Annotated in this window: 5 protein-coding genes and 2 pseudogenes; all 7 read right to left on the reverse strand. The window is 69.6% G+C overall.

Going from position 1 to position 4920, the window contains the following annotated elements:
• Positions 1–271, reverse strand: a pseudogene (locus VJR25_RS05720) (D-2-hydroxyacid dehydrogenase); the annotation flags it as partial.
• A 37-nt stretch (positions 272–308) separates the two neighbouring features.
• Complete coding sequence (locus VJR25_RS05725; protein WP_324113447.1) at positions 309–1553, reverse strand: aspartate transaminase; 1245 nt, start codon at positions 1551–1553, stop codon at positions 309–311.
• Complete coding sequence (locus VJR25_RS05730) at positions 1550–2269, reverse strand: 4-carboxy-4-hydroxy-2-oxoadipate aldolase/oxaloacetate decarboxylase (protein WP_324113449.1); 720 nt, start codon at positions 2267–2269, stop codon at positions 1550–1552. Before VJR25_RS05730 ends, VJR25_RS05725 begins: the two co-directional genes overlap by 4 nt.
• A gap of 5 nt (positions 2270–2274) precedes the next feature.
• Complete coding sequence (locus tag VJR25_RS05735; RefSeq protein WP_324113451.1) at positions 2275–3030, reverse strand: SDR family oxidoreductase; 756 nt, start codon at positions 3028–3030, stop codon at positions 2275–2277.
• A 33-nt stretch (positions 3031–3063) separates the two neighbouring features.
• A complete protein-coding gene (locus tag VJR25_RS05740; protein WP_324113453.1) occupies positions 3064–4056 on the reverse strand; it encodes a biotin-dependent carboxyltransferase family protein in 993 nt (330 codons plus the stop codon).
• Positions 4053–4799 (reverse strand): 5-oxoprolinase subunit B family protein, encoded by a 747-nt coding sequence (locus VJR25_RS05745; RefSeq protein WP_324113455.1) that lies wholly within the window; start codon positions 4797–4799, stop codon positions 4053–4055. Before VJR25_RS05745 ends, VJR25_RS05740 begins: the two co-directional genes overlap by 4 nt.
• Positions 4796–4920: pseudogene (locus VJR25_RS05750) on the reverse strand (LamB/YcsF family protein); the annotation flags it as partial. The pseudogene VJR25_RS05750 and the gene VJR25_RS05745, both read right to left, overlap by 4 nt.

A 4920-nucleotide genomic window follows, 5' to 3' on the forward strand; every position in this document is an offset into this window, starting at 1 on the left:
CGACGGTCCTGGCCAGCGCGGCCGGATCGACGTCGGGAATCCCGAACAGCACGTCCGCGGAGTCGACCATCGTGTCGAATCGCTGCTGCTGCTCCGGGGTGCGCCGGAATCCGGGATCTCCCGACCAGTCGGCCGGTCCCCGCATCGGGTGGTACAGGCTGTGGTCTCGGATCACGTCGAGTCGGGGCTCGAGCTGCTGGATCAGCGCGCACAGCTCTTCGGGCAGGGGCACCGCCACGACGGCGCGCTGTCGGTTGTTCGATTCCGGCATCTCTGCTCTTTCCGGGTGGGGCGGCGGGCGGGTGCGGTCAGCGCAGTGTCGCGACCGCGCCGGCGATCGCCGCGGCCCCGGCCTCGATGACACTCTCGGACGTCGCGAACGACATGCGGAAGAAGGGCGCCGTCCCGTAGGCGGACCCCTGGATCACGGCGACACCGGCCGCTTCGAGGAGGAACAGGGTCACGTCTTCGTCGGTGCGCAGCTGCGCCCCGGATGCCGTGTGCCGGCCGATCAGGTCGCCGCAGCCGATATAGAGGTAGAACGCGCCGTCCGGTGTGATCGGGGTGAGCCCGTCGATCGCCCCGATAAGCCGCAGCGCCAGGTCACGACGCGACCGGTACGCCCCGACGCAGTCCGTCACGAACGACTGGTCGCCGGTGAGCGCCTCGGCCGCGGCGGCCTGGCTGATCGACGACGGGCAGGACGAGACCTGGCTCTGCAACTTGTTGATCGCCGCGATCAACCGGGGATCGCCGACGCCGTAGCCCAGCCGCCATCCGGTCATCGCGTACGTCTTCGACACCCCGTTGACGGTGAAGACCCGGGACCGGATACCGGGCATCGCCGCAGCGACACCGGCGAACGGCTGCGACGTGTACAGGATTTCGTCGTAGATCTCGTCGGACAGCACCCAGACGTGGGGATACCGCTCGAGGACTTCGGCCAGGGCGGCCAGCTCCGCGGGCGTGTACAGGACGCCGATCGGGTTGCTGGGCGTGTTGAGCACCAGCCACTTCGTACGGTCGGTGATGGCGGCCTCGAGCGCGGTGGGCGTCAGTTTGTAGGCCGAGTCCGGTCGGGTGCTGACGATCACGGGGGTGCCGTCGTTCGCGAGGACCATGTCGGGATACGAGACCCAGTACGGAGTCGGGATGATCACCTGGTCGCCCGGGTCGAGGGTTGCGGCGAAGGCCATGTAGATGACCTGCTTCCCGCCGCCGCCGATCGTGAGCTGCGGGTCGGTGTACTCGATTCCGCTGGTGCGGAGCATCCGTGACCGGATGGCCGCGCGCAGGGCCGGCGTCCCGTTGACGGCGGTGTACTTCGTCTGACCCGCCTCGATCGCGGCGATCGCGGCATCCTTCACGTTCCGGGGGGTGTCGAAGTCGGGCTCCCCGACAGTGAAGTCGATGATCGTGCGGCCCTGCGCCTTGAGGTCGCGGGCGCGCGCCGAGGCGGCGACGCTCGGAGACTCCCGGATCCGCAGCACCCGTGCCGCAGGGGTGAAGTCGTCCGGGACGGTGATGGGCTCACCGGGTGCGGTGCCGCTCATGCCGGCACCCCCAGTCCCTGGTCGGGGTCTTCGTCGTCCAGGTCGGTCGTGATCCCCTTGTCGCGCAGCACGGTGTGCAGCCCGCACAGGTCGATGGTGGTGCCGCCCGCCTTGTACAGGTCGATCAGCTCGGCCTCGTGCTCGTCGCGGGCCCGGGACAGTTCGGACACTTCATCGACCTCGGCGCGGCGCACCACGACGACCCCGTCGGCGTCGCCCTTGATGACGTCACCGGGGCAGATCAGCTCCCCGCCGAACACGACCGGCTGATTGATGCGGCCGAGCGTCTCCTTCACCGTGCCGCGGATCGACACGGAGCCGGAGAACACCGGAAGCCCGAGCGCCCGCAGCTCCTGTGTGTCGCGCACGCCGCTGTCGGTCACGACGGCGGCGATGCCCTTGGCCTTCGCCGCGTTGCCGAGCACATCCCCGAACAGGCCCGCGTCCCGCAGCTCGCCGGCCGCGACGATCAGCACATCGCCGGGCTGCGCAAAGTGGATGGCGACCTGCAGCATGACGTTGTCGCGCGGCGCGCACACCACGGTGAACGCCGAGCCGACGAAGGTCATGTCGCGGTCGATCGGCTTGATCGACGACGAAACGGCTCCGCGCCGTCCCTGCGCCTCATGGATGGTTGCGGCCGTGTACCGGCCGAGCCGTGCGATCGAATCCGTGTCGGCCCGCTGGATGCGGGTCGTCACGTGCGGCGTCTGCATCACGCTCAGACTTCCCTTCTGTCGAATGTGAGTCCCCCGGGGACCTGGAATGTGGGCATGATCTCGATCAGCCCGAGATTGACGTGACGGGGTGCCGCGATGGCGAAGTCGACCGTCGCGACGATGTCGTCGGTCGTCAGCGACTCGTACCCCTCGTAATACGTGGCCCACGCTTCGGCGAGCGCCTCAGGGGTGCCGCCCATGTTGCGGCCGAAGATCTCGGTCTCCACGCGCCCGGGGCAGATCTCGGTCACCCGGATGCGCTTGCCGACGGTGTCGTTGCGCAGCTGCCGGGAGATCTGCGCCACCGCGGCCTTGGTGGCGTGGTAGGCCGTATGGCCGAAGAAGTTGTACCGGCCCGCGATGCTCGACAGGTTCACCACGTGTCCGAGGTCGCGTTCGACCATGCCGGGCAGGAACAGCCGGGCCAGGTGCAGGATCGCGCGCAGGTTGACGTCCACCATGGCGTCGACGGTCTGACGGGAGGCGTCGAGGATGTTTCCGGGTGCGCTGACTCCGGCGTTGTTGACGAGAACGTCGATGTGGAGGCCGCCGAGTTCGCTCTCGATGGCGTCCACGTCGGCGAGGTCCATGGGGTGCGGGATGGCTCCGGTGCGAGCGGCGAGTTCGCCGAGCCGGGAGGCGTCCCGCGCCACGGCGTGCACGGTCAGACCGCGTTCGCGGAACTTCTCCACGATCGCCGCCCCCATTCCGGTGGATGCGCCCGTGACGAGGGCGGTCTCGTAGTCGGTGTATGGCATGTGCTGCCTTCCTGTCGTGTCTTGGCGTTCGCGCTATGCGGCGCAGCGCAGATCGGGGCGGCCGACGTGCGTGTACGCGGCGTCGACGCTGTGTCGGAGGTTCTGGAGTCGGTGGTGCCAGTAGTGGGCGTCGGCGGCGGCCGAGCGCAGCGTGGCGTGCCGGAAGCGGACGTGTTCCCCGGGGCGTACCTGGGCGAGGGTGTCGAGCGAGACGGGCGTGACGACCGCGAGCACGGGGTAGCCGGCGGTCACGCCGCGGCCGCGGTGGAGGACGACGAGTTCGTCTCCGGGCGGGATCTCGACAGCGCCGATGGGGACGCCGCGGGACAGGATCTCGTGGGTGACCTCGCGTACCGGGAGCCGTCCGGTCATGCGCAGCCCGATGTGGTTGCTCTTGTCGGTGATGCGGAACGGCGCTGCGAACAGGCGCAGCACGGTGCCGGCGAACTCGTCGATGTCGGGCCCGTCGGTGACGTCGATGACGGTGCCCGGTCCGAAGTACGGCACGTCGACGCCGAGGTCGAACAATGCCAGCACATCCGCCGCCTCCTGGGTCAGGGGTGCGGTGCTCGCATGCAGGGCGAGAGTGGTGTCGGCGGCGAGCAGCGAGCCGAAACCCGCGGCGGCGTCCGGCGCGCAGCTGCCGATAAGCAGAGGGACCTCGAACGACCCGTGCACGGCGACATAGGCGCGCAGGCCTGCGGACATGTTCTCGAGCTCGACCTTCTGCCCGGCCTGGACGAATACCGGCGCCCACATGGGCGTGGGGATGTCGTCGACGTACACGTCCATCCGCGCACCCGTCACGGCGATGAGGATGTCGGTGTCGGTGCGGAAGGAGAAGTCGAAGGCGGTGATCTCGATGAGCGGTGCCGCGTCGCGGTTGCCGACCAGGGTGTTGGCCACGCGTGCGGAGCTCTGGTCGAGCGCGCCGCCCGCTGCGAGTCCGAGTGCCGGTCCCTGCGCACGTCCCAGGTCGGTGACGGCGGCCATCGTTGCCGCGAGGACGGTGACGGTGCCGCTCATTCCCCCACCTCCGCCGCGGTGAGCCGTGTGCCCTCGAGGCTGCGGTACTCCCCCACGCCGATGCGGTGGAAGCTCACGGTGTCACCCGGCCGATACGGCACCGGTGACGGCTGGTCGATGTCGAAGAGCACCAGCGGCGTCGCCCCGACCAGGCACCATCCGCCGGGAGCTGCTGTCGGCGTGATCGTCGCCTGGCGACCCGCGACGGACACCTTGCCCACGGGCACGTGCGCACGGGGGTTCGGGAGTCGTGGAATCGGCACGGGGAACGCGGGCCCGTCGAGCATCGGCGAGCCGCCGGGCGCGCCCAGGCACCGCACCACGTACAGGGGCGTGGAGTGCAGACGGATGACCTCCTCCGCATCCAGCCCGGTGATCCGGGCGACGTCGGCAAGGTCGGGACCGTATTCGCCGCCGTAGACGACCGGCACATCGAAGTGCCGCGGCTGGGTGCTGAGCTCGGCATCCGCATCGATCTGCGACGCCGTCTCCTCGACGATGCCGACCATCACGGACGCGTCGACGGCCATCGCGTCGAATTCGACGAGCACCGTGTCATACGTCGGGATGCAGCCCAGAAGCCCGGTCGGTGCGAGCTCCGTCAGTCGCCGCGCCAGATGGTGCACCGTCCGCCAGTCGCGTTCGGCGTCACCCGTGGCGCCCACCACACGGACGGCCGCCGGCCCGCACGGCATGATGTCGATCCCTGCATCGGTCGCCGCCAGAACGCTCGACGTGCTCATGAGGCGGCATCCGGGGCAGCGATCTCGACGCCGGCGGCTTCGAGTTCGGCACGGAGCAGGCGGGCGAGTTCGACGGCGCCGGGGTTGTCGCCGTGCAGCAGCACCGAATCCACCGTGACCG

Source organism: Microbacterium sp. (assembly GCF_035277845.1).
Taxonomy (GTDB): Bacteria; Actinomycetota; Actinomycetes; order Actinomycetales; family Microbacteriaceae; genus Microbacterium.